The organism is Sorangium sp. So ce204, from assembly GCF_051526795.1.
In the GTDB taxonomy this organism is placed as follows: Bacteria; Myxococcota_A; Polyangia; order Polyangiales; family Polyangiaceae; genus Sorangium; species Sorangium cellulosum_B.
The window spans coordinates 1,279,021-1,302,968 of record NZ_CP150317.1 but is presented as its reverse complement, the minus strand read 5'-3'; the positions used below and the strand labels follow the sequence as shown (position 1 = coordinate 1,302,968).

19 protein-coding genes are annotated in these 23,948 nt (G+C 72.2%); 9 read left to right on the top strand and 10 right to left on the bottom strand.

From position 1 onward, the window contains the following. The first annotated feature begins 115 nt into the window (after window positions 1-115). From WMF22_RS04780 to WMF22_RS04755, 6 genes are all read left to right on the top strand, one after another. Window positions 116-1,258: an SDR family oxidoreductase gene (locus tag WMF22_RS04780; RefSeq protein WP_437297921.1), complete on the top strand. Its 1,143-nt coding sequence runs from the start codon at window positions 116-118 to the stop codon at window positions 1,256-1,258. Beyond that, a complete protein-coding gene (locus tag WMF22_RS04775) occupies window positions 1,255-2,679 on the top strand; it encodes a GDSL-type esterase/lipase family protein (RefSeq protein ID WP_437297920.1) in 1,425 nt (474 codons plus the stop codon). Before WMF22_RS04780 ends, WMF22_RS04775 begins: the two co-directional genes overlap by 4 nt. A 132-nt stretch (window positions 2,680-2,811) precedes the next feature. Then, window positions 2,812-4,254 (top strand): protein kinase domain-containing protein, encoded by a 1,443-nt coding sequence (locus tag WMF22_RS04770; RefSeq protein WP_438034988.1) that lies wholly within the window; start codon window positions 2,812-2,814, stop codon window positions 4,252-4,254. Next, on the top strand, window positions 4,254-4,919 hold the full coding sequence (locus tag WMF22_RS04765; protein ID WP_438034987.1) for a tetratricopeptide repeat protein: 666 nt from the start codon (window positions 4,254-4,256) through the stop codon (window positions 4,917-4,919). Before WMF22_RS04770 ends, WMF22_RS04765 begins: the two co-directional genes overlap by 1 nt. A 374-nt stretch (window positions 4,920-5,293) precedes the next feature. Next, on the top strand, window positions 5,294-9,508 hold the full coding sequence (locus WMF22_RS04760) for a protein kinase domain-containing protein (protein ID WP_438034986.1): 4,215 nt from the start codon (window positions 5,294-5,296) through the stop codon (window positions 9,506-9,508). 5 nt (window positions 9,509-9,513) lie between these two features. Next, entirely contained in the window at window positions 9,514-10,560 is a 1,047-nt protein-coding gene (locus tag WMF22_RS04755) for a tetratricopeptide repeat protein (protein ID WP_438034985.1), read from the top strand. 96 nt (window positions 10,561-10,656) lie between these two features. Here the strand turns inward: WMF22_RS04755 and rpsS are convergent, their stop codons facing one another. The 9 genes from rpsS to rpsL all read right to left on the bottom strand — a co-directional run bounded on the left by rpsS (window position 10,657) and on the right by rpsL (window position 17,585). Then, window positions 10,657-10,953 (bottom strand): 30S ribosomal protein S19, encoded by a 297-nt coding sequence (rpsS, locus tag WMF22_RS04750; protein ID WP_437297915.1) that lies wholly within the window; start codon window positions 10,951-10,953, stop codon window positions 10,657-10,659. Between the two features lie 2 nt (window positions 10,954-10,955). Then, window positions 10,956-11,786, bottom strand: coding sequence for a 50S ribosomal protein L2 (gene rplB, locus WMF22_RS04745; protein WP_437297914.1), 831 nt, complete (start codon window positions 11,784-11,786; stop codon window positions 10,956-10,958). A 2-nt stretch (window positions 11,787-11,788) separates the two neighbouring features. Next, the gene (locus WMF22_RS04740; RefSeq protein WP_012233478.1) at window positions 11,789-12,085 is read right to left on the bottom strand and encodes a 50S ribosomal protein L23; all 297 of its coding nucleotides are present in this window, start codon (window positions 12,083-12,085) and stop codon (window positions 11,789-11,791) included. 15 nt (window positions 12,086-12,100) lie between these two features. After that, a complete protein-coding gene (rplD, locus tag WMF22_RS04735; RefSeq protein WP_012233477.1) occupies window positions 12,101-12,724 on the bottom strand; it encodes a 50S ribosomal protein L4 in 624 nt (207 codons plus the stop codon). Between the two features lie 13 nt (window positions 12,725-12,737). Further along, the gene (rpsJ, locus tag WMF22_RS04730) at window positions 12,738-13,049 is read right to left on the bottom strand and encodes a 30S ribosomal protein S10 (RefSeq protein ID WP_012233476.1); all 312 of its coding nucleotides are present in this window, start codon (window positions 13,047-13,049) and stop codon (window positions 12,738-12,740) included. A 10-nt stretch (window positions 13,050-13,059) separates the two neighbouring features. Further along, entirely contained in the window at window positions 13,060-14,250 is a 1,191-nt protein-coding gene (gene tuf, locus WMF22_RS04725; RefSeq protein WP_437297488.1) for an elongation factor Tu, read from the bottom strand. A 9-nt stretch (window positions 14,251-14,259) separates the two neighbouring features. Then, the gene (gene fusA / locus WMF22_RS04720; RefSeq protein WP_437297913.1) at window positions 14,260-16,374 is read right to left on the bottom strand and encodes an elongation factor G; all 2,115 of its coding nucleotides are present in this window, start codon (window positions 16,372-16,374) and stop codon (window positions 14,260-14,262) included. A gap of 304 nt (window positions 16,375-16,678) precedes the next feature. After that, complete coding sequence (rpsG, locus tag WMF22_RS04715) at window positions 16,679-17,149, bottom strand: 30S ribosomal protein S7 (RefSeq protein WP_012233474.1); 471 nt, start codon at window positions 17,147-17,149, stop codon at window positions 16,679-16,681. Between the two features lie 37 nt (window positions 17,150-17,186). Beyond that, on the bottom strand, window positions 17,187-17,585 hold the full coding sequence (gene rpsL / locus WMF22_RS04710) for a 30S ribosomal protein S12 (protein ID WP_012233473.1): 399 nt from the start codon (window positions 17,583-17,585) through the stop codon (window positions 17,187-17,189). Between the two features lie 1,412 nt (window positions 17,586-18,997). Between rpsL and WMF22_RS04705 the strand changes: the two genes are divergently transcribed. Further along, entirely contained in the window at window positions 18,998-19,774 is a 777-nt protein-coding gene (locus tag WMF22_RS04705; RefSeq protein ID WP_438034984.1) for a hypothetical protein, read from the top strand. Window positions 19,775-19,852: 78 nt separating this feature from the next. Here WMF22_RS04705 and ppk1 read toward each other — a convergent pair whose 3' ends face one another. Further along, window positions 19,853-22,084, bottom strand: coding sequence for a polyphosphate kinase 1 (gene ppk1, locus WMF22_RS04700; protein ID WP_438034983.1), 2,232 nt, complete (start codon window positions 22,082-22,084; stop codon window positions 19,853-19,855). 193 nt (window positions 22,085-22,277) lie between these two features. Between ppk1 and panC the strand changes: the two genes are divergently transcribed. Continuing rightward, a complete protein-coding gene (panC, locus tag WMF22_RS04695) occupies window positions 22,278-23,168 on the top strand; it encodes a pantoate--beta-alanine ligase (protein ID WP_438034982.1) in 891 nt (296 codons plus the stop codon). Further along, entirely contained in the window at window positions 23,169-23,867 is a 699-nt protein-coding gene (gene tmk / locus WMF22_RS04690) for a dTMP kinase (protein WP_437297909.1), read from the top strand. Window positions 23,868-23,948: the final 81 nt, after the last annotated feature.

The window sequence follows — 23,948 nt, the reverse complement described above, 5'->3', positions numbered from 1 at the left end:
CCTGCAAAATCGCCGCGCGCGCCGTGGCAGCCGCCCCCGTCACCCCCGCGCTGGTCCGAGGCGGCCTCAGCGGAAAGCCGCGGAGCAGGCGCACCGCTGCGGTAAGCTCCAGCCGATGCCTCGCCCCGGCTACGACAGCGTGGTGCTCATCACCGGCTTCCCCAAGTTCATCGCGCGGAAGATGCTGCAGCACATCCTCGCGTCGGAGCCGCGCACGCTCGTGGTCGCCGTCGTGCTCGCGAAGTCGTCGGCGCAGGCCAGCGCGGAGCGGGACGCGCTCCCGGCGGCGGACCGCGAGCGCCTCGTGCTGCTCGAGGGGGACGTCGCGGCGATGGATCTCGGGCTGTCGGGCGCCGAGTTCCGGCAGCTGGCCCGCGAGGTCGACCGGATCCACCACCTCGCGCACGTGGGCCACGCCGGGGCCGACCCTCGCACCGCCCACGCCGTGAACGTCGTCGGGACGGCCGAGGTGATCGAGCTCGCCCGCGCCTGCACCTCGCTCCAGTGCCTCGTCCATCAATCGAGCGCGTTCGTCGCGGGGGACCGGACGGGGATGGTGTACGAGGACGATCTCGAGGCCGGCCAGGCGTTCCGCAACCCCGTGGAGGAGACGCGGATGCGCGCGGAGGTGCTCGTGCGGCGGGCGATGCGCCACGTGCCGGCGGCGGTCGTCCGGCCGACCACCGTGGTGGGCGACGCGACGACCGGGGAGATCGACCGGCTCGACGGCCTGTACCTCCTGGTGCTGCTCATCATGGCAGCGCCGGCCGACATGGCGATCCCGATGCCCGGCCGCGGCGACGTGCCGCTCAACATCGTCCCGATCGATCACGTCGTCCGCGCGACGCACGCGATCGGCCTGAGCCGCCTCGCGCCGGGTCGCACGCTCCACGTCACCGATCCGCACCCGCTGTCGGCGCGGCGGGTCTTCGATCTCATCGCGCGGGCGAGCGGCCGCCGCGCCGCGCGCGGTCACATCCCGTCGAACCTCGCCAAGGCGCTGCTCCGTACGCCCGGGATCGAGCGCTTCGTCCGCAGCCCGCGCGCGTTCGTCGAGCAGCTGATGACCCCGGTGCGCTACGACGCCCGGAACGCGGATCTCGTGCTCACGGCCGCGGGGATCGCGTGCCCGCCCTTCGAGTCGTACGTCGACGTGCTCGTCGGCGCCGTCCAGGAGCGCGTCCGCGAGCGGCGCGAGCGCCAGGAGATCGAGGTCGGCGCGGACGCCGAGCCCGACATCGAGGATCCGCTGTCGTGAGGGGCGCAGCCCGCCCCGCAGCCCGCGCGGAGATCCCGGAGCGCCGTGCGGCGTCCTGCCGCGCCCCGCGGCGGCGAGCGCCGGCGCGGCCCCCCTCCGCCGCGTCGCGGCGCGCCGTCGCGGCGCTGCTCGCGGCGCTTCTCGAGGCCGCGGCGCTCGGCTGCAGCGCGACGCGCGAGCACGTCGCGCCGCCCGCGCCCGAGGTGGGATCCGCGCCGCCCGCGCCTTCGCCCCCGCCGCGCCTCGCAGAGGCCCCCGCCCCGGAAGCGGCCGCGCCGAGCCCCGCGGAGGCCGCGCCGGCGCGCCCGCCAGAGCTGGATCTGCTGCGCCCCGAGGACGGGGCTTACGCCCACTTCTTCGCGGCGCTCCGCGCGCTCGAGCAGGGTCGCCGCCGGGATCACGTGCGCATCGCCTGGCTCGGCGACTCGCACGCCGCGGCGGACTTCTGGAGCGGCGCGGTCCGCGCCGCGCTGCAGCGGCGCTTCGGCGACGGCGGGCTCGGCTTCGTGCACCTCGGCTATGCCGCCTACCGCCACAACGGCGCGCGGCTCACGGCCGAGGGCAAGTGGCGGACCCGCCCGAAATCTCCGGGCGGCTCCACGCCGGCCGACGACGGCGTCTTCGGGCTCGGAGGCATCCTCTTCGGCGCGCAGACGGCCCCGGTGCGCGCGGAGATCTCGCTCACCTCGGCGGCGCCTTCCGCGCGGCTGCTCTGGGACGTGTGCTTCCGCCCGAGCGCGCCGACCGACGAGGTCGCGGTGACGATCGAGGGCGGCCCGAGCGAGGTGCTCCGCGCGGCCGCGGGCGAGGCGCCCGGCGCGCTGCAGCACACGCGGCTGGCGAGCGTGGGCGCGGTGAAGCTCGGCGTCGCGCCGTCGGGCGGGGCCGAGCTCTGCGGGCTGGTCGTCGAGCGCGATCCGGAGGCCGGGGCCGGGGTGGTGCTCGACACGCTCGGCATCAACGGCGCCCGCCTGGCGACGCCGCTCCGGTGGAGCGAGCTCGCCTGGGCCGCCGAGCTCGCGCGGCGCTCGCCGGAGCTCGTCGTGATCGAGTACGGCACGAACGAGGCGGGCGACGTGACCACGGATCCGTCCCTCTACGCGAAGCAGCTCGCCGAGCTGCTCGCCCGCGCCCGCAGGGTGGAGCCCGACGTCGACTGCCTGGTGCTCGCGCCGACGGACCGGAGGGACGCGCCGGAGCGCACGCCCGTCGTCCGAGACGTCCTGCGCGACGCCGCGCGGGAGGGCGGCTGCGCGTTCTGGGACACGTACCAGGCGATGGGCGGGAGGGGCTCGATCGAGGCCTGGTACCGCGAGCGCCCGCCGCGCGCGTCGCGCGACGGCGTCCACCTGACCTTCCGCGGCTACCAGGAGCTCGGCGTGAAGCTCTCGAGCGACATCCTGGAGCGCTATCGCCCCTGACGAGCGTCGCCACCTCCGGGGTCGGTTCGACGCCGACGGCGGACGGCCGGCCCGGTGGCCTTGCTCGTGCTTTCCGCTGTTGTTGCTCGATCGGCGTGAAGGCTTCTCACGCGCGATGGGCGAAGGGGGCACATGCTTCATGCCGGGGACGTTGCAGGAGGTCGCTTCCGGCTGATCCGGCAGATCGGCTCGGGTGGGATGTCGAGCGTGTGGTGGGCGCGCCATGAGCTCATCGACCGGGACGTCGCGCTCAAGCTGTCCCCGGCGCTCCGGGACGAGCAGGTCGTCGGGCGCTTCATCCGGGAGGCGAAGATCATCGGCAAGTTCCAGCACCGGAACATCGTCGGCGTCGTCGACGCCGGCGAGCTCCAGGACGAGGGTTACCTGTTCCTGGCCCTGGAGCTCCTGCGGGGCTCGCCGTTCGCTGACCGCCTCCAGCCGAACCGGCCGCTGCCGCCCGAGGAGGTGGTGCCCGTCCTCATCGAGGTGTGCTGCGGGCTCTCGGCCGCCCACGCCGAGGGCGTCGTCCATCGCGACATCAAGCCGGAGAACATCATGATGGCGACGGTCCCCGGCGAGGGGATCGTGCCGAAGATCGTCGACTTCGGCATCAGCCAGCTCACGGGCGCGGGCGACGCCATCACCATCGACGGGCAGCTGCTCGGGACGCCCTCGTACATGAGCCCGGAGCAGGCGCTCGGCAAGCGCACCATCGACGCGCGCGCCGATCTCTGGGCGGTCGGCGTCATGCTCTACGAGGCGCTCAGCGGCGCGCAGCCGTTCAAGGGAGGCAACCACCACGCGGTCCTCCGGCGCATCCTCGAGACAGAGCCCGCGCCGCTGCCGAGCTCGATCCCGCCGCGCCTCCGGAAGATCGCCGGCCGGTGTCTCGAGAAGGACCCGGCGCGGCGCTACCCGGACGCGGCCTCGCTGCGCGCGGATCTCCAGGCCGCGCTCGACGATCTCGGCGCGAGCGCGCCCGCGCCGATCGTGATCCTCTCGCCGCCGGCCGCAGGCTCGCGGGCCGAGGAGGTGACGCGAGCCCGCGGCGCGCTCGCCGCGCCCCCGAGGCTCGCCGCCCGCGCCCTCGAGCGGCTCTGGACCCGGGCGCCGCGGGCGCCTCGATGGCGGGAGGCGACGACGATCGGGCGCACGCAGGGCGCCGCCCCGCAAGGCGCCGTTCCTCAGGGCGCGGCGCGCCGCGCGAGGACGATCCTGGCGATCCGGCTCGCGGGCGCCGCGGCGCTCGCGGCGGCGCTCGGCTCGGCCGCGCTGCGGGAGCAGGCGGACGCGGGGCCCGAGAGCGCGGCGCGCGAGAGCCTCCGCCCCGTGCTGGCCACGGCCTTCGCCGACGGCGGCGCCGCCTGGCGGCGCGGCCCGAGCGCGCCCGAGGCGACGAGCAGCGACGCACCGCCACGGAACGCGGCGAGCCGCGGCGGCGCGCCGAGCTCGCCCGAGCGCGCCTCGAGGGACCCCGGCAGCGACGGCGTCTCGTCGGCCTACGAGGACAAGCCCCCGCGCTGGCAAGCGCCGCGCGGGCCATCTCGACCCCGCATCACGAGCCCCGGGTTCTGATGACCAGCGCCGCACCGATCACCGCTCCTCGCCGACGCCGCTGGCGGCGCGCCGCCGCGCTCGGGCTCGTTTGCTGGGCGCTGCTCTCGCCCTCCTGGCTGCACGCGCAGGACGACAGCGCGACGCGCGCGCTGAGGCTCCAGTTCGCGCAGGGGCTGACGCTCGAGATCGCGGGGCGCTGGGCCGACGCGCTGGACAGGTTCGAGGCGATCGCCCGCCGGCGGCCGACGGCGAACGTGACGTACCACATCGGCCTCTGTCACGAGCGGCTCGGCCGGCTGCGCACGGCCGAGCGGACGTACCACAACGCGCGCGCGATCGCAGGCGCAGGCGCAGGCGCAGGCGCGGACGCGAACGCGCGGAAGGCGTCGCCGGGGGTGCTCGCCGAGATCGACGCGCGCCTCGAGGACCTCGAGGGACGGATGCCGAGGATCGTGCTGAACCTCGCCGGCGCGACCGACGGCGTGACCCTGCTGCTCGACGGCGAAGTGGCGCAGCCGTCGCGGGCAATCCGGGTCGATCCGGGCCCCCACGTCGCCGTGGCGCTCCGGCACGGGATCCCCGTCGCCGCGAGCGCCTTCTCGAGCCACGAGCGACGAACCAGGTTCGTGACGCTGACCGTTCACCCCGGTGCGCTCCGCGTGTCCAGCGTGTCGCGCCCCTGAGCTCGCCGACCTGGACGGCCCACACCGAGCTCCCCACACCCGGGCACCTGTGTGTGAACAGAGGGGCCCGCGCCCCTCGCTCCGGACATGATCACGCAGCGGTGGCGCGCCTTCGCGGAGCGCCCTCGCCGCGCCGCCCTGCGGCTCGTCGCGGGCGTGTGCCCGGCCGCACGCGCAGCGCCCGCACGCCGGCGAGATCTCGCGAGCACGTGGCATTTCGCCGCACGCGCGGGCGCTGGCCCGACCGTCCAGCGCCCGCTTGGATCCCACGCGAGGCCCACCTGACAGGGCGCCCCGGACACGCCCAAACTCGCCGAGTTTTCGGCCGTGAACGCTGGATCCAGCTTCTGACGTCCTGATAGCATGCGAATCCCATGGCGCTCGACAGGCCGCCCGGTGCGGGCTCTGCTTCGCGACTCGGCAACTATGAGCTGCTGAGAGAGCTCTCCGGCGGTGGCATCGGCTCCACGTGGCTGGCGCGGGCGTCCTCCGACGCGGGCGAGGCGAAGAGCGCGCCGCCCGTCACGATCCTGCGCATCTACCGGCACCTCACGAAGAGGGCCGAGACCGCCGACAGCATCCTCCGCGAAGCCGGGATGGCGCAGCAGGTCCGCTTCCCGAACGTGCTCTCGGTGCTCGACGCCCGCATCGCGGACGGCGAGGTCTTCATCGTCTCGGAGTACGTGGAGGGCGAGCCTCTGGGCGCGCTGGTGCCTTTGGCCGGCGCCGAGGGGCTGCCGCCGCCGGTGTCCCTCCGGATCGCGATCGACGTGCTGCGCGCGCTCGCGTCCGCGCACACGGCGCAGCCCGCGCCGCTCGTCCACGGCGAGCTGAACCCGACCCACGTCTCCGTCGGCATCGACGGCGTCACCCGGGTCGGCGGGCTCGGCGTCGCGCGGGCCATCGCCGGGCTCGCGCCGATGGGGACGAGGAACCCCGATCGGCTGGCCTATGCCGCGCCCGAGCGGGTCAAGGCGATGGCAGCGCACGCGGAGGCCCCGCTCGATCCGCGCGCGGATCTCTTCTCGGTCGGCGTGGTCCTCTGGGAGCTGCTCGCGCGGCAGCGGCTGTTCTCGTCGAAGCTGGAGGCCGCGGTCATCCAGAAGGTGCAGTCGGCGCCGATCCCGCAGCTCGCGGGGCTCGCCGGGGGCGCCGTCCCGGCCGAGGTCGTCGAGGTCGTCCAGACGGCGCTCGAGCGCGATCCCGCGCGCCGCTTCGCGAGCGCCTCGGCGATGCTCGCGGCGCTGGAGGCCGCGGGGGCAGGGCGGATCGCCGGGGATGAGGACGTGGCCGCGGCGGTGAGCAGGCTGGCCGGCAAGACGATCGAGCCGCGCAGGACGATGATCGCGGCGGCCATGGCGAGCCCCGCTGGCGCGGACGAGCCGCGGCCGCCGCCGCGCGCGCGGGGGATGACGCTGGTGGGCGTGGCGATCCCCGCGGCCGACGGCGCGCTCTCCCCTCGCGGCGACAGCCCGCGTCAGCCGATCACCGCGCCGTCGCCGCGCGCGCGCGCGGCGACGCCTGGCGCGCCGCCGGTGGCCGCGGGCGGCGCGATCGCCGCGAGCCAGGTTCGCCCGACGAGCGGCGCGACGGCGACGAAGGACGCCGCCGCGCCGAAGAACGGCCTGGGGGCCAAGCCGGCGGCCGGCGCAGGCGCGTCGAACGGCGCGGGACCTGCGGGCGCCGATGCGGCGCACGCCAGCGTCGACACCGGGTGGGGCTCGGTGGACGAGGTCCCCGCCCGCGACCTGCCCGGGCCGCGGCGTCCCGCACAGACCCTTCCGCGGATCGAGCTGTCGGGCCAGGGGACGGAGGATCGCGCCGCCGCCGGGGCGGGCACCGAGCGCGCCGCAGCGACGGGGGCGGCCACGGCGAAGGAGCAGCCGCCCGCGCGGCCGGCCGCGCCGCGCCCGGGCGATCTGGGCGACCCCCTCGTGGCGGCGCGGGCGACGCCGACGCCGGCCGAAGGGACGGCGCCGAAGCCGCCGACGCCGGCCCTGGGAGGGCCGTCCCCGAGGCCACCTCGCCCGCCGCCGCCGGCTCGCGCGGCGTCGCCGGCGCAGCCCGAGGCGCACGCCAAGATCGCCGCTGCAGCGCCCGCCGCTGTCGTGCCAGCGCCCGCGCCAAGCCCTCCGACGCCTCGGGTACCTGTGCCGCCGCCGGCCGCTGCGACGCGCCGCACGCCCGTGGTGCCCGCCGTGACGCCGGCGCCACGCGCGGCCGCCACGCCCGCGCCGCCGCTGGCGACGGCCACGAGCCGCGCGCCGGTGACACCGTCGGCGCCCCTGCCGCCGGCCGCGCCCGCGTCGGCAGAGCGGCCTCAGCCGCTGCCCCCTGTCGCGCCCGCGTCGGCCACCGCGCCTGCCATCCCTGTCGCAGCGAAGACCCCGCCGCCCCCGCCGGCGGCGGCCGCGCCTCCGGGCGGGGCGCCTGCGACGCAGGAGGGCGCGCGCGGCAACGGTCCGGCGTCGACCTCCAGCAGGACGGTCGCCACGCCGACCGGGATGCAGGGCCCGAACAAGCTCTGGGGTCGCGCGGCGTCGGCCGTGGACCAGCTGGGCCCGGGGAGCACCCTCGGCCGCTACGAGATCCTCATGCCGGTCGCCAAGGGCGGCATGGCGGCCGTCTGGGCCGCGCGCCTCCAGGGCACCCGCGGCTTCAGGAAGATCGTCGCCATCAAGACGATGCTGCCCGACGTCTCCGACGACCCCGACTTCGAGTCGATGTTCCTCGACGAGGCGCGGGTCGCGGCGCGGATCCGGCACCCCAACGTGGTCGAGATCCTCGACCTCGGCGAGGAGGACGACGTCCTCTACATCGTGATGGAGTGGGTCGACGGCGAGACGGCCGGCACGCTGCAGAAGGCCGCGAAGCGGCTCGGGGGCATCCCGCAGCGGATCGTGCTCCGCATCGCCTCGCAGATCTGCGCGGGGCTCCACAACGCGCACGAGCTCCGCGACGACGGCGGCGTGCTGCTCGACCTCGTCCACCGGGACATCTCGCCGGCGAACGTGCTCATCTCGACCGCCGGGTTCGTGAAGATCGTCGACTTCGGCGTGGCGAAGTCGAAGGGGCGCCTGCACGTCACGCGCGCTGGCGGCATCGTCAAGGGGAAGACGCCGTACCTCTCGCCGGAGCAGCTCGGCGGGCTCCCCATCGATCGGCGGAGCGACATCTTCTCGCTCGGCGCGCTGCTGTACGTGCTCACGACGGGGCTGCACCCCTTCCGCGCCGAGACCGAGCTCGCGACCATCGAGAACATCACCATCAAGAACCCGCTCCCCCCGCGCGAGCTGAACGGAGCGATCCACCCCGAGCTCGACAGGATCATCCTCAAGGCGCTCGAGAAGGACCCCGAGAGCCGCTTCTCGACGTGCGCGGAGATGCAGCGGGCCATCGATCAGGTCGCGTCGACGCTCGGCGAGCCCACGACCGACGAGGACGTGGCGGCCTTCGTGCGGCAGGCGATCGGCGAGATCCAGTCGAAGCGCGCGCAGGAGCTCCGCGACGCGATCGCGGCCGTCGACGCAGGCTCCGCCGTGAACTCGGAGCGCCGGCCCGGGGCCTCTCTGGAGGGCCACGCTGCCGTGGCCGACGTCGGCGCGGGCTCGCGCGAGGGCGCTCCCGCCGCGGCGGTGGGGTCTCCCCTTGCGGCAGCGGCGCCGGCCGGCGCCGGCCCGGCGTCCAGCAGAGGGGCCGCATCACCGGCCGCGGAGAAGGACGAGGAGCCGCCGGTCAGCCTGGAGCCGATCTCGTTCGAAGAGATCGCCGTGCCGGCGCGGCCTGCCGGGGTGCCGCCGCGGCTCATCATCGCGCCCGCCCTGCAGGCCGACGTCGCGCCCGGCGAGCCGGCCGAGCCGGTGAGCCCGCGGCCCGCCGCCCGCGAGGGCAAGCCGCTCGGCTCGTCCGCCAAGCGGATCCTCCCGGCGGCCGGCGTGCCCGCCACGAAGGTGCTCGCGGCGGCGGATCCGCCCGCGTCGCGGGCCGCGGCGCTCAGCGAACGCCTCGCGAGGCGCGGCTCGCGGAGCCTCGCCAACGACGCCGGCGAGGTCACGGCGGTCGACCGATCGTTCGAGACCGGGGAGCGGCGCAAGCGGCTCCAGCTGATCGTGGCTGGCGCGGCGATGTTCTGCGTGGCGCTCGGGGCCGTCGCGCTCGTCGTGCGCGGCGGCGACGAGCGCTCGCGTCCGGAGATCGGCAAGGCGCGCGTCGATGCGTTGCCCGCGGCCGCGGCGGCCGACGCCACCGCCACCGCGGCCGCGGCGGAGGCCGCCCCGGCTGCGCCCGCTTCGCCGGCAGAGCCTCAGGCGGCGGAGCCGGCGTCGCCGCCCGCTCCCGAGGCCTCGGCGACGCCTCCCGAGGCGGCGCCGGCGCCCGAGCCGGCGCCCCCCGAGGCGGAGCCGGCGCCTTCCCACACGGCCAAGGCGCCCGCGGCAGCGACGGCGCAGCCCATCGCCGCGCCGCAGGCGTCGCGCCCACCGTCGACCGCGCGCCCCCGGACGACGTCCACGCCGGCGAAGCCTGCGCCCAGGCCAGCAACGACCGGCAAACCCACCCCCAAGAAGAAGTACAACCCATCGGGTATCTGAACACCGTGCGATCTCGACCCTGGCTCCGTGCGCTGCTCTTCGGTGCGGCATCTTGCCTGTGCTTGTGCACGCTCCCCGGGCCCGCGTCCGGCGCGGACGGCGCCGCGGCGACGCCCGCGCCGGACGCGGTGGAGAAGGCGCAGAACCACTTCAAGAAGGGCGCCGCCCTCTACGAGAGCAAGCGCTTCGCGCTTGCGCTGGAGCAGTTCCGGGCCTCGTACGCCACCGTGCCGAGCCCGAACTCCCGCCTCTACATCGCGCGCTGCCTCGCGGATCTGGGCGATCACATCGAGGCGTACCTCGAGTTCGATCAGGTCGCGGCGGAGGCCGCGTCCCGGGCGAAGGACGAGCCGCGCTATGCCCAGACGGAGCAGACCGCGCAGCTGGAGCGCGACGAGCTCGCGCGCAAGATCGCCCTCGTCACCGTCACGGTCGCGCACCCGGACGCGGCGACCTCGCTCGCGGTGGCCGGCAAGGACGTCCCGCGCGAGCGGTGGGGCAAGCCGTTCCCGGTCAAGCCCGGCAAGACCGAGATCGTCCTGCGCACCAAGCTCACCTCGACGCCGCAGACCGTCGATCTCTCGGCGGGCGAAGCGAAGACCGTCGCGCTCGACGCCGAGCCGAGCGGCCCGACCGAGGCCGGCTCCGGCTCTCCGGCGCTCCTCGACGAGGGCCCGAGCCCGCCCTTTTCGGAAGCGCCCTCGCCGCGTGCGCACCTGCGGCCTTACGCCTACGCCGCTGGCGGCGTGGGCGTGGCAGGGCTCGCGATGTTCACCGTCGCCGGGCTGATGGCGAACAGCACGTACAGCGATCTCGCCGAGACCTGCAGGGGCCCCTGCCCCGCCGAGCGCCAGGACGACGTCGACGCCGGCAAGACCCAGAAGACGGTCGCGAACATCGGCGTCGTGGTCGGCGCGCTCGGGCTCGTCACGGGCACGACCCTGCTCATCCTGAGCTTCACCGGCGGCGGCGCTGGCGGCTCGCAGAGCGCCACGGCCTCGACGCAGCTGCTCGTCGGCCCCGATTTCGTCGGTCTACGCGGCCAATTCTAACGCGGGCTCCGTAGCTGCAAAAAAAGGAACGGGCGGGATCGCTGCTGCGACCCCGCCCGTTTCATGTCGGATGCGCTCGCGGTTGACGCGGAGCGATCAGCGACCGCCCGGGCCCTTGGTGACCTTGGACTTCTTGTCCCCGGAGTGGCCGTGGAACGTGCGCGTCGGGGCGAACTCACCCAGCTTGTGGCCGACCATGTTCTCCGTCACGAACACGGGAACGAACTTCCTCCCGTTGTGCACGGCGAAGGTCAGGCCGACCGACTCCGGCAGGATCGTCGAGCGGCGCGACCACGTCTTGATCACCTTCTTGGCATTGGTCGCCTGGGCCGCCTGGATCTTCTCCAGCAGGTGACCGTCAATGAAGGGCCCTTTCTTGATGCTCCTCGGCATGACTAACCCTTGGTCCCGCGCCGCCGGACGATCATCCCGTCGGTGCGCTTGTTGTTCCGCGTCTTGAGGCCCTTCGAGAGCTGACCCCACGGCGAGCACGGATGACGCCCGCCGCTCGTCCGGCCCTCACCACCGCCCATCGGATGATCGACGGGGTTCATCGTGACACCGCGGTTGTGCGGCCGGCGCCCGAGCCAGCGCGAGCGCCCCGCCTTGCCGAGGCTGATGTTCGCGTGCTCGGAGTTCGACACCTGCCCGATCGTGGCGCGGCAATCGAGGTGCACCTTGCGGATCTCGCCGCTCGGGAGGCGGACCTGCGCGTAGTCGCCGTCCTTCGCCATGAGCTGCGCGGCCACGCCGGCCGAGCGCACGAGCTGACCGCCCTTGCCCTTCTTGACCTCGACGTTGTGGATCGAGGTGCCGGGCGGGATGAAGCGGAGCGTCAGGCTGTTGCCAGGCTTGATGTCCGCGTTCCGGCTCGCGAGCAGCGTCGCCCCCACCGCGAGGCCGTCGGGCGCCAGGATGTAGCGCTTCTCGCCGTCCACGTAGTGCAGGAGCGCGATGCGCGCCGTCCGGTTCGGGTCGTACTCGATCGAGGCGACCTTCGCCGGGACGCCGATCTTGTCGCGCCGGAAATCGATGATCCGGTAGCGCTGCTTGTGACCACCGCCGCGGAACCGCGACGTGATCCGGCCGTTGTTGTTCCGGCCGCCGGTGGACGTCTGCTGCTCCAGCAGCGACCGCTCGGGCTCGACCTTCGTGATCTCCTTGAAGTCGCTGACCGAGTAGTAACGCCGCGCCGGCGAGGTCGGCTTGAAGGATCTGATTCCCATCGCTATTCCGCCTTCTCGTCGAAGAACTGGATCTCGTCACCCTCCTTGAGGGTCACGATCGCCTTCTTCCAATTGCGCAGCTTCGCGTAGCCGCGCCCCATGCGCTTGTCCTTGCCGCGCATGATCAGCGTGTTGACGTCCACGACGCCCACCTTGAAGAGCGTCTGGATGGCGTCCTTGATCTGGATCTTGTTCGCCTCGCGGCGGACCTCAAAGATGACCTTGTTGCCTTGGTCGCGGAGCCGGCTCGACTTCTCCGTGAGGATGATTGGCCGGCGGATGATCTGCTCGGGCTGCATGTCGGACTCCCCTGACTAGCGAAGGCAACGCGCCTCGAGCGCCTTGGCGGCGTCCCTCGAGACGATGAGGTGGTCGTGCCTGAGGAGGTCGTAGACGTTGACCCCTTCCGGCGGCAGGTACTGGTGGTTCTCCAGGTTGCGGAGGCTCTTCACCAGCTTGTCGTTGCCGGCCGTGTCGACGACCAGCGACTTCCGATCCGCCTGCAGCGTCGTCAGCGTGGCAGCGATCGCCTTGGTCTTGATCTCGGAGACCTCGAGGCTGTCGAGCACGATGAGCCGGCCCTCCTTCGCGAAGAGCGAGAGCGCGCTCTTCAGGGCGCCGATCCGCACCTTGCGCGGCGGACGGTACGACCAGTCCTTCGGCTCCAGGGCGTGCGCCATGCCGCCGCCCGCGTGGTGCGGCGCGCGGATCGAGCCCTGGCGAGCGCGGCCGGTGCCCTTCTGGCGATAGAGCTTCTTCGTGGAGCCGGCGACCGCGCTCCGCTCCTTCGTGGCCTTGGTGCCCGAGCGGCGGGACGCGAGCTGCGCCTTCACGACCTCGTAGAAGAGGTGCTCCTTCACCTCGGTCCCGAAGACCTCGTCCGAGAGGTCGAGTTCGCCGACCTGCTCCCGCTTGAGGTTGTAAACGGTAACCTTCATGGTACCTGGACTCCTAGCTCTTGATCTCGACGTCGACGCCGGCCGAAAGGTCGAGCTTCATCAGCGCGTCGAGGGTTTGCTGCGTCGGCTCGATGATGTCGAGAAGCCGCTTGTGCGTCCGGATCTCGAACTGCTCGCGCGACTTCTTGTCGACGTGGGGCCCCCGCAGGACCGTGTAACGGCGGATCTCGGTGGGCAGCGGGATGGGCCCCGCGACGTGCGCCCCGGTCCGCTTCGCCGTCTCGACGATGTCGCTCGTCGACTTGTCGAGCAGCTGGTGGTCGAAGGCCTTGAGGCGAATCCGGATCTTGGTTGTATCAGCCATGGTGCTCTTCCTACGCGAGGATCTTGGTGACGACGCCGGCGCCCACCGTCTTGCCGCCCTCGCGGATGGCGAAGCGCATCTGCTCCTCCAGCGCGACCGGGGCGATGAGCTCGATCGTCATCGTGATGTTGTCGCCCGGCATCACCATCTTCACCCCCTCGGGGAGGTTCACCGTGCCGGTCACGTCCGTCGTCCGGATGTAGAACTGCGGCCGGTAGTTGGTGAAGAACGGCGTGTGGCGCCCGCCCTCCTCCTTCTTGAGGACGTACACCTCACCGGTGAACTTCGTGTGCGGCGTGATCGACCCGGGCTTCGCCAGCACCTGGCCGCGCTCGATCTCTTCCTTCTCCACGCCGCGGAGCAGACACCCGACGTTGTCGCCCGCCTGCCCCTGATCGAGCAGCTTGCGGAACATCTCGACGCCCGTCACGACCGACTTCTTCGTGTCCTTGAAGCCGATGATCTGCACCTCGTCGCCGACCTTGATCACGCCGCGCTCGATGCGGCCCGTGGCCACCGTGCCGCGGCCCTTGATCGAGAACACGTCCTCGACCGCCATCAGGAACGGCTTGTCGATGTCGCGCACCGGCTCGGGGATGTAGCTGTCCAGCGCGCTGAGCAGCTGCTGGATCGTCTCCTCCCACTTCGGGTCGCCCTGAAGCGCGGGCAGCGACGCGCCACGGACCACCGGCGCGTTGTCCCCGTCGAACTTGTACTTCGACAGGAGCTCGCGGACCTCCATCTCGACAAGGTCGAGCATCTCCGGGTCGTCCACCGCGTCGCACTTGTTGAGGAACACGACGATGTGGTTCAGGCCGACCTGCCGGGCGAGCAGCACGTGCTCGCGCGTCTGCGGCATCACGCTGTCGAGCGACGACACGACGAGGATCGCCCCGTCCATCTGCGCCGCGCCGGTGATCATGTTCTTGATGTAGTCGGCGTGCCCGGGGCAGTCGACGTGCGCGTAGTGGCGGTTCGCCGACTCGTACTCGACGTGCGCCGCCGCGATGGTCACCGTCTTCGTCTCGTCACGGACCGTCCCGCCCTTCGCGATGTCGGCGTACGAGATCGCCTTCGCCAGGTTGCGCTTCGACTGCACCTTGACGAGCGCCGCCGTGAGCGTGGTCTTGCCGTGGTCGATGTGACCGATGGTGCCCACGTTCACGTGCGGCTTCGTACGAGTGAATTTCTCCTTGGCCATGGCGTCTCTTTAACCTCGCTGCTTGGCGACGATCTCTTCCTGGATCGCTGCTGGAACCGGTGCGTAATGAGAAAACTGCATCGAATGGGTCGCGCGGCCTTGCGTCTTGGAACGGACGTCGGTCGCGTAACCGAACATGGTGGCGAGCGGGACCTCCGCGCGGATCACCCGGGTGTTCGCGCGCTGCCCCATATCGAGGATGCGGCCGCGCCGCGAGTTGAGATCTCCGATGACGTCCCCGAGGTAGTTCTCGGGCGACACGACCTCGACGGCCATCATCGGCTCGAGGAGCACGAGCCCCGCCCTCTTGGCGCCGTCCTGGAAGGCCATCGACGCGGCGACCTCGAACGCGGGCCCGGAGGAGTCGACCTCGTGGTAGCTGCCGAAGTGGAGCCGCACCTTGATGTCGACGACGGGGTAGCCGGCGAGCACGCCGCGGCCCATCGCGTCCCGGATGCCCTTCTCGATCGAGGGGATGAACTCCTTCGGGATGATGCCGCCGACGATGTCGTTCTCGAACACGAAGCCCGCGCCGCGCTCCGCCGGCTCGATGTCGATCCTCACGTGACCGAACTGGCCGTGTCCGCCCGACTGCCGGACGAAGCGCCCCTCCACGTCGGTCGCCTTCTTCGAGATGGTCTCGCGGTAGGCGACCTCGGGCTTGCCGACGTTGGCGTCGACCTTGAACTCGCGCTTCAGGCGGTCGACGATGATCTCGAGGTGGAGCTCGCCCATCCCGGCGATGATCGTCTGGCCCGTGTCCTCGTTCGTGAAGGTGCGGAACGAGGGGTCTTCGTAGGCGAGCTTCTGCAGGCTGAGCCCGAGCTTGTCGAGATCGGCCTTGGTCTTCGGCTCGATGGCGATCGAGATCACGGGGTCGGGGAACTCCATCCGCTCCAGCACGATCGGGTTCTTCTCCTCGCAGAGAGTGTCCCCGGTGCGGGTGTCGCGGAGCCCCACGGCAGCGTAGATGTTGCCCGCGTAGCAGACGTCGATCTCCTCGCGCTTGTTCGCGTGCATGCGGAGGATGCGCCCGAAGCGCTCCCGCTTGCCGCGCGTCGAGTTGAGCACGCTGACGCCGCTCTTCGTCGTGCCGGAGTAGACGCGGAAGAAGGTGAGGTTGCCGAACTGGTCGTTCATGACCTTGAACGCCAGCGCCGCGAACGGCTCTTCGTCGCTCGCCTTGCGCGAGACGACCTTGTCCTTCTTGTCGGGCAGCGTCCCCTCGACGGCCGGGATGTCGACCGGCGACGGCAGGTAGTTCACGACGCTGTCGAGCAGGAGCTGGACCCCCTTGTTCTTGAAGGCCGAGCCGCACAGGACCGGGACGATCTTGAAGCCGAGGGTGCCCGCGCGGATGGCCGCGTGGATCTCCTGCTCGGTGATCTGGTCGATCTCACCGGCGATGAACTTCTCCATCACCTTGTCGCTCGCGTCGGCGCACGCCTCGATGAGCTTCTCGCGGAGCTCCTTGCACCGCGGCAGGAGGTCGGCCGGGATCTCCTGCCAGTCGTAGCGCTGGCCCTTCGTCTCCTCGTCGAACACGGCGGCCCGGAGGGTCACGAGGTCGATCACGCCGCGGAACGAGTCCTCCGCGCCGAGCGGGTAGTGGATCGCCACCGGGTTCGCGCCGAGGCGCTCGCGGATGGAGTCGACGCACATGTCGAAGTCGGCGCCGACCTTGTCCATCTTGTTGATGAACGCGATGCGCGGGACGCCGTACTTGTCCGCCTGCCGCCACACCGTCTCGCTCTGCGGCTCGACGCCGTTGCCGCCGTCGAACACCGCCACCGCGCCGTCGAGCACGCGGAGGCTCCGCTCGACCTCGATGGTGAAGTCGACGTGACCGGGCGTGTCGATGATGTTGATCCGGTGAGAGACACCCTTCTCGGGGCCCTGCTCCGGCGCCCAGAAGCAGTTCGTCGCGGCGGACGTGATGGTGATGCCGCGCTCCTGCTCCTGGACCATCCAGTCCATCGTGGCTGCGCCCTCGTGGACCTCGCCGATCTTGTAGTTGACACCCGAGTAATAAAGGATGCGCTCGGTGACCGTGGTCTTGCCCGCATCGATGTGGGCCATGATCCCGATGTTGCGCGTCCGTTCCAGGCTGTACTCGCGTGCCACTTTTCCTTCTCCGTCGTGTGATGCGTGGGGTGAGGGTTTCGGACTCAGGATGCAAAACACCCTCTCCAGCCCGGCCCGCCTCCGTTGTGGCGGGCACTTGAACCTGGAGAGGGTGTCGGGGTACAGCAGCAGCTTTTCTAGGTCCCGCGAGGGCGAGCGCTGTCGCGCTCCCTCGAGAGGACCGGCTCTGTAACCCGATCCTTATGTCAGCCGTGCCATCTCGCTCTACGCGTCTCCTCGCCTGGGGATGGGACCTGAAATGACGAACCAGCGCAGATCCGGGATCTGCGCTGGCCTCGCTGACCTACCAGCGGTAGTGGGCGAACGCCTTGTTGGCCTCCGCCATCTTGTGCGTGTCGTCGCGCTTCTTGACCGCGTTGCCGCGGTTCTGCGCCGCGTCGACGAGCTCGGCGGCGAGCCGCTCGCGCATCGTCTTCTCGCCGCGGCCGCGCGAGTAGGTCACGAGCCACCGCATCGCCAGCGCGACGCGACGCTCGGGGCGAACCTCGACGGGGACCTGGTAGGTCGCGCCGCCGACACGCCGGCTCTTCACCTCGAGCTTCGGCTTCACGTTGTCGAGCGCCTTGCGGAAGACGTCGATCGGCTCCTCCTTGAAGCGGTCGCGCACGATGTCGAACGCGCCGTAGAGGATCCCCTCGGCGGTCGCCTTCTTGCCCGACTGCATCAGGGAGTTCGTGAACTTGGCGACGAGCTTGTCCTTGTACTTCGGGTCCGGAATGATCTTCCGCTTCGGGACTTCGCGACGACGGGGCATCTTCGTTCCTCTGCTCGGCTTTCGCGCGTTGAGGCCGTCAGGCCTTCGGGCGCTTCACGCCGTACTTCGAGCGCTTGCGGTTGCGGGTCGCTTTGTTGGTTGAGCTCGGCCCGGCAGCGCCGGACGCGTCGAGCGTGCCGCGGACGACGTGGTAGCGCACGCCCGGCAGGTCCTTGACACGGCCGCCGCGGATGAGGACGACCGAGTGCTCCTGCAGGTTGTGGCCTTCGCCCGGGATGTAGCTCGTCACTTCCATCTGGTTGCTCAGCCTGACGCGGCAGACCTTGCGGAGCGCAGAGTTGGGCTTCTTCGGCGTCGTGGTGTAAACACGTACGCACACGCCTCGCCGCTGCGGGCAGGACTTGAGCGCAGGAGAGGCCGTCTTGTAACGAGCGGCCTCGCGGCCTTGGCGGATGAGCTGGCTGATGGTCGGCATAGTGACGCGGATTTCCACCTGAGGGATGGGGACGCGCAGGATACCCAGGAGGCGACCCATGTCAAGCGGGACGACACCCGTTCGTGTTGGATACGCCAGCGTGGCGTTCGTTCGCGTCGCTCCCGTCTGATGCGTCGTTGCGTCCGCCGCGTCAATCGCATCGTTCACGTCGCCACGTCGCCACGTCGCTTGCGTCGTTCACGCCGGTCGCGTCCGTTGCGCTGGCTGAAGCGCGGCGTCGTTCGTGTCGGGCGCGTCGGTCCCGCCGCGCCTGCGGAGGCCGTGCTCTGCACGTCTCGGCTCCCGGCCCCGCGCGAAGGGCTCGTGGGTCGCGGCGCGCGGCGGGGGCCGTCCGCGCGCGTCTCGTTCGACGGGGCGCTCGGCGAGCGACCGCGGCTCCCGGGACGCGCGGGAGCCTGCGCGCGCCGCACGAGTCGGACGCCGACACGCACCGCGGGCCCTTGGCGGCCCGCCTGCTGTTCGGTACGGTCGCTGCGTGGCGAAGAAGGTTTCACGCGCGCAGCGTAAAGAAAGCCGGCGCAAGGCGCCGCAGAGCAGCGCTGCGTCGAGGCCTGCGTCAGGCGTGGACACGGGGCCCTCGTCGCGCGGCGAGCAGGGCGACAGCGCGACAGCGCGAGGGCCCGCGGTAGCGCGCGTCGATCCGACGGCGAGCCGAAGCGGCGACGACCCGCGCGGCGCGCACACACGCGGCGCCGCCGCGCCGAGCAGCGCGGAGCCCGCGCGGGCGCGCGAAGCCGGCGATCGATCCCATCGGAGAGGCGGCGTCGAGGCGCAGCCCGCGCGAGCGCGCGGAGGAAGCGCACAGACGAAGCCAAAGCGAGATCGCGCGCTCCTTGTGTTCCTGGGCCTCGTGGCGCTCGCCGCGGTGATCGTGTTCGCCGCGCAGTCCCCCCGCGCCCCGGAGCGCGCCGCGCCCGAGCCCGCGAGAGCCGCTCCGGCAAAGACACACGCCGCGGAGCCGGCCACCCCGTCCCTCGCCGCGCCGACGGCGACCGACGAGCCGCCCGCCCCACCTCCCGTCGACTCGTCGCCGCCGACGATCGTCACCGCCGAAACGCCCGCAGCGGAGACGGCGCGCGCTGCAACCCCGCAGCGTGCTGCATCGCCAGCGGGGACAGCTGCCAGCGCTTCTCCATCAGGAGCAGGCACCGGAGCAGCCGCAGCCGCCCCGCCGAAGAAGCGCACCAGCGCACCGAAGCCGGCCGCCGCGCCGACCGTGGCGACACCGACAGCCGTGGCGACACCGACAGCGGGGGCGACGCCGGCAGCGGAGGCGACACCGGCAGCGGGGGCGTCGACAGCGGAGGCGGCGCCTCCGCCGGAGCCGGCGCAAAAGCCAGCCGAGCTTCCACACGAGTGATCGCAACCGCCGTGATGAAAGGACGCCCGAGATGCTTCGCTTGAATGCTTCGCCCGACGCCGCTCGAACGCCGGGCCGCTCGCCGCGATCCCGCGCGCGGGCGCTCGCCCTGCCGCTCGGCGTCGCGCTGTCCGGCTTCCTCGCCGCGGCGACGGCGGGCGCGCAGCCGGCGCCGCAACCCGCGCCGCCCGCCGCCTCCGCGCCGCCCGCTGCCTCCGCGCCGCCCGCTGCCTCCGCGCCGCCCGTTGCCCCCGCGCCGCCGTACCCGGCGGTCCCCCCGGCGGTCCCCTACCCGGCGCCGCCGCAGGAGGCCCCGCTGGCTCCGCCAGGGGCCTCGCCGGGCTATCCGCCGCCTGGTCCCCCGGGCGGCTACGCTCCGTACGGCGGCGCCTACGCTCAGCTCCCGCCGGGCTACCCGGTGACCCCGGCGGAGATCCCACCTGCTCCGCCCCCGGTTCCCCTGCGCCGGAAGAGCCCGGGCCTCATGCTGGGCGGCATCGCGCTCACCGCCGGCGGCACGATCGCGTTCTTCACCGGGACGGGCCTGCTCGCGTCGGCGAGCAACCGATACGAGATCTACTGCGATTTCGGGGGCTTCACGGGCATCTGCGAGACGCGCACCGACGGGCGCCGCCAGCTCGCCGGCGCGCTCGTCTCCGTGGCGGGCGGCATCATGATCGCCGTGGGCATCCCGCTCTGGGTCATCGGCGGGAAGAAGGTGCCGGTCAGCGACGCGACGCCCAAGGCGTCGGCCCAGACCACGCTCTCGCTCGGCCCCGGCTCCGCCGCGTTGCAGACGCAGTTCTGAACGGCTCCCCTCGCCCGATCCTCCCCTCCCCGCGCGCGGGGTCGCCGGGAGGCCTCTACCGCTCCTGCGCGTCGTCGCTCAGGGCAGACCCTTCTTCTTCTTGGCGCCCTTGCGGTGGCGCGGCCCGCCGTCGTCCGTGCCCGCGGGCATGCGGAGGATGTGGAAGCGCCCGCCGCCGCGCGCCAGCGGATCGCTGAGCTTCACCCGCTCGCGCGCCAGCTCGATGAAGCGGTGCTGCGACCGCAGCTGGGGGGCGCCGGCGGGCTGCTGGAGCTTGTGGTAGCTGCCGTCGCTCGCGAGCTCCCAGGTCTTCGCCGTGTCGGACATCACGGTGTTCAGCATGTCCTCCACGCGCGCGCGGGTGGCGGGCTCGATGATCGGGATCATCAGCTCGACGCGGCGATGGAAGTTGCGCGGCATCCAGTCGGCGCTCGACATGTAGATCTCCTCGCTGCCGCCGTTCGCGAACCGGAACAGGCGCTTGTGCTCGAGGAAACGATCGATGATCGCGCGCACCTGGATCCGCTCCGACAGGCCCGGGATCCCCGGCCGGAGGCAGCAGATGCCGCGCACGGCGAGCTTGATGTCGACCCCGGCCTGCGACGCCGAGTAGAGCGCGTCGATGACGTCGACGTCCACGAGCGCGTTCATCTGCGCCACGATCTCCGCCCTGCGCCCGGCCCGCGCGTGGGCCTCCTCGCGCGCGATGAGGCCCAGCACCGCCTCGTGCAGGCCGAGCGGCGCCACGAGGAGGCGGTTCCATTTGGGCGGCGCGCTGTAGCCGGTCAGCAGGTTGAAGAGCGACGTCATGTCCTCGCCGATCTCCCGGTTCGCCGTGAACAGGCCGATGTCGGTGTAGAGCCGCGCGGTCTGCGGGTTGTAGTTGCCCGTCGACAGGTGCACGTAGCGGCGCAGCTTGTCCTTCTCGCGCCGCACCACGAGCAGCGCCTTCGCGTGCGTCTTCAGCCCGAGCAGGCCGTAGATCACCTGCACGCCGCTCTGCTCGAGCGTCCTCGCCCACTGGATGTTGCTCGCCTCGTCGAACCGCGCCTTCAGCTCGACGATGGCCGTCACCTGCTTGCCGCTCTCGGCCGCGCGCGCGAGCGCCTTCAGGATCGGCGAGTCGCCGCCGGTCCGGTAGAGCGTCTGCTTGATCGCGAGCACGTTCGGGTCGTCGGCGGCGCGGGAGACGAACTCCGCGATCGGATCGAACGACTCGTACGGGTGGTGCAGGAGCACGTCCTGCTCCCGGATGACGGCGAAGATGTCCTCGACGTCCCGGAAGAGCGGCGGGACCTGCGGCGCGAACGGCTCGTCCCGGTACTCGCGGCGCTCGTCGTCCGCGACGATGCCCATGAGGTCGGCGATGTGGAGCGGCCCAGGCACCCGGTAGACGGCGTGCGACGCGTCGACCTTGAGCGCGCGGCAGAGCCGCTGGACCGAGGTGCCGGCGCCCTCGCCGAAGCCGATCTCCAGGCGCACGGCGTTGCCGCGATCGCGCCGGCGGAGCTCGGCCTGGATCGTCTCGAGCAGGTCCTCGCCTTCCTCCTCGTCGATCTCGAGGTCCCAGTTCCGGGTGACGCGGAAGGGGTACGTGCCGCGCAGCCTGCCCGAGGGGAAGAAATCCTTCACGTGCCGGGCGATCACGTCCTCGAGCAGGACGAACGCGCGCGTCGCGCCCTCCACGCGGACCCGCATCAGCCGGCTCAGCCCCGGCGGCACCTGGATGACCGCGAAGCCTGGCTCCTGCGCTTCATGCTCCCGGGAGAACATGATCCCGAGGTTGATCATCTTGTTGCGCAGGTGCGGGAACGGGTGCCCCGGGTCGATCGCGATCGGCGTGAGGATCGGGAAGATGTCCGTGCGGAACCGCTCGTCGAGCGCGCCGAGCTCGGTCGCGCCGAGCTCATGGGGCCGGACGATCACGATGCCGGCGCGCTGGAGCGCCGGGATCAGATCCGCGTGCCAAAGCTGGTAGGCGTCATCGACGAGCGCGTGGACCCGCGCGCTGATCGCCACGAGCTGCTCGTGGGGCGTGAGCCCGTCCGGCGGGACCTCCGCGATCGTGCGCTGCGTCTGCGCCTGGAGCCCGGCGACGCGCACCATGAAGAACTCGTCGAGGTTGGAGAAGAAGATGCTCAGGAACTTGAGGCGCTCGAACAGCGGCACCTCGTGCGATCTGGCCTCCGACAGCACCCGCGCGTTGAACTCGAGCCACGAGAGCTCGCGGTTCAGGTAGTGCGTCGGGTCCCCCTCGATCGGGATCGCCCCCGGGGCGGCCGATGAAGCCGATGAAGACGATATCGACACCGGGCCGCTCGACGGGGCGGAGCTCCCCCCGGACCGCGCGCTGGAGGGGCCGCTCGGGCGCGGTGCAGGCCCGGCGACCCGAGCCGAATCCACGTCGTCTTCTGAGTCGGGAGCGAGGGCGCTATCTGGGGTGGACGGCGGGTCAGCCATGATCGAAGCTCCGATTTTGCCGTACGTCTGATAGGGTTCAACTATGGAGTTTTGGCGACATCCTGGCGACCTCAGGGTGGCGTGCGATCGGGCTCGTGCGGGAGGGAGCCGCGTCGGCCTCGTGCCAACGATGGGCGCGCTCCACGCAGGCCACCTCGCCTTGATCACGGAGGCGCGGCGGAGGACGGACTTCGTGGCCGTCACCCTCTTCGTCAACCCGACCCAGTTCGGCGCGGGAGAAGACCTGGCGCGTTACCCGCGGACGCTCGAGCGAGACCTCGCCGCCTGCGCGGAGGCCGGCGCCGACGGCGTGTTCGCGCCGGACGTCGCGGCGATGTACCCGCCCGGCGAGGAGACGCGCGTGCGCGTCGGCGCGACAGCGGGCCCGCTCTGCGGCGTCCATCGGCCCGTGCACTTCGAGGGCGTCGCCACCGTGGTGACGAAGCTGCTCGCGCTCGCTGGCCCGTGCGTCGCCGTCTTCGGCCGGAAGGACTACCAGCAGCTCCAGGTCATCCGGCGGCTCGTCGCCGACCTGTTCCTCCCCGTCGAGATCGTCGGGGCCACGACGGTGCGCGAGCCGGACGGCCTCGCGATGTCGTCTCGGAACGCCTACCTCTCGCCCGAGCAGCGGAGCGCGGCGCGCGCCATCCCGCTCGCCCTCGCCGGCGCGTGCCGCGCCTTCGCCCGCGGCGAGCGGCGCGCCGCGGCGCTCCTCGAGCCCGCGCGCGCGCGCCTCGCGGCGGCCGCGACGAGCGTCGATTACGTGGACCTCGCCGATCCCGAGTCCCTGGCGATCTGGAGCGACGCCGCGGCGATCGGCGATCGGGCGCTGCTGGCGGTCGCCGTCCGCGTCGGGACGACGCGGCTCATCGACAACGTCGTGCTCGGAGAAGACGCGCCGCCCGTCGCGGAGTCGAGCGAGGAGGCGAGCTAGATGCCGAAGACGAGAGGCGAGCAAGAGAGCCCCGCGTCGCGCCCGGCGGGGGAGGCCGGCCGTGGCGTCTTCGTGGTGTTCGAGGGCATCGACGGCGCCGGCACGAGCACGCAGGCCGAGCGCTACGCGGCGCACCTCAGGGCGGCGCGGCGCATGGTGCACGTCACCCGAGAGCCGAGCGCCGGGCCGGTGGGCGCGCTGCTCCGGCAGGTCTTGACCCACCGGATCTCGCTTCCAGGCGCCCGCCAGGCGGAGATCATGGCGCTGCTCTTCTCGGCCGATCGCCTCGATCACCTCGGCGCCGAGATCGAGCCGCTCCTCCGCGACGGGTACGTCGTGATCTCGGATCGCTACGACCTGTCGAGCCTGGCCTACCAGTCCACGACGGCGGGCGAGGACGGGGCGGGCTCCGGGTCGATCGTCGAATGGATCCGCGAGCTCAACCGCCACGCCCTGAGGCCCGACGTCACGGTGGTGATCGACGTGGCGCCCGAGATCGCCGAGAAGCGCCGCCGCGGCCGCGGGGGGGCGGCGGAGCTGTTCGAGAAGACCGAGCTGCAGGCGCGGCTCGCGGAGGCATACCGCCGGGCGGAGGAGCTCGTCCCGGGGGACAGGGTCATCCATATCGACGGGGATGGCGCGGTCGACGAGGTCGCCCGGGCGATCACGGCGGCGCTCTCGGCCGTCGTGGAGCGGTGAGCCGGGGCCCCGCTCGGTACTGGTCAAATTGGAACAGGGAGACGGGGAGGCGGGGAGAACCAACTTAGTAAATCTCCCTGT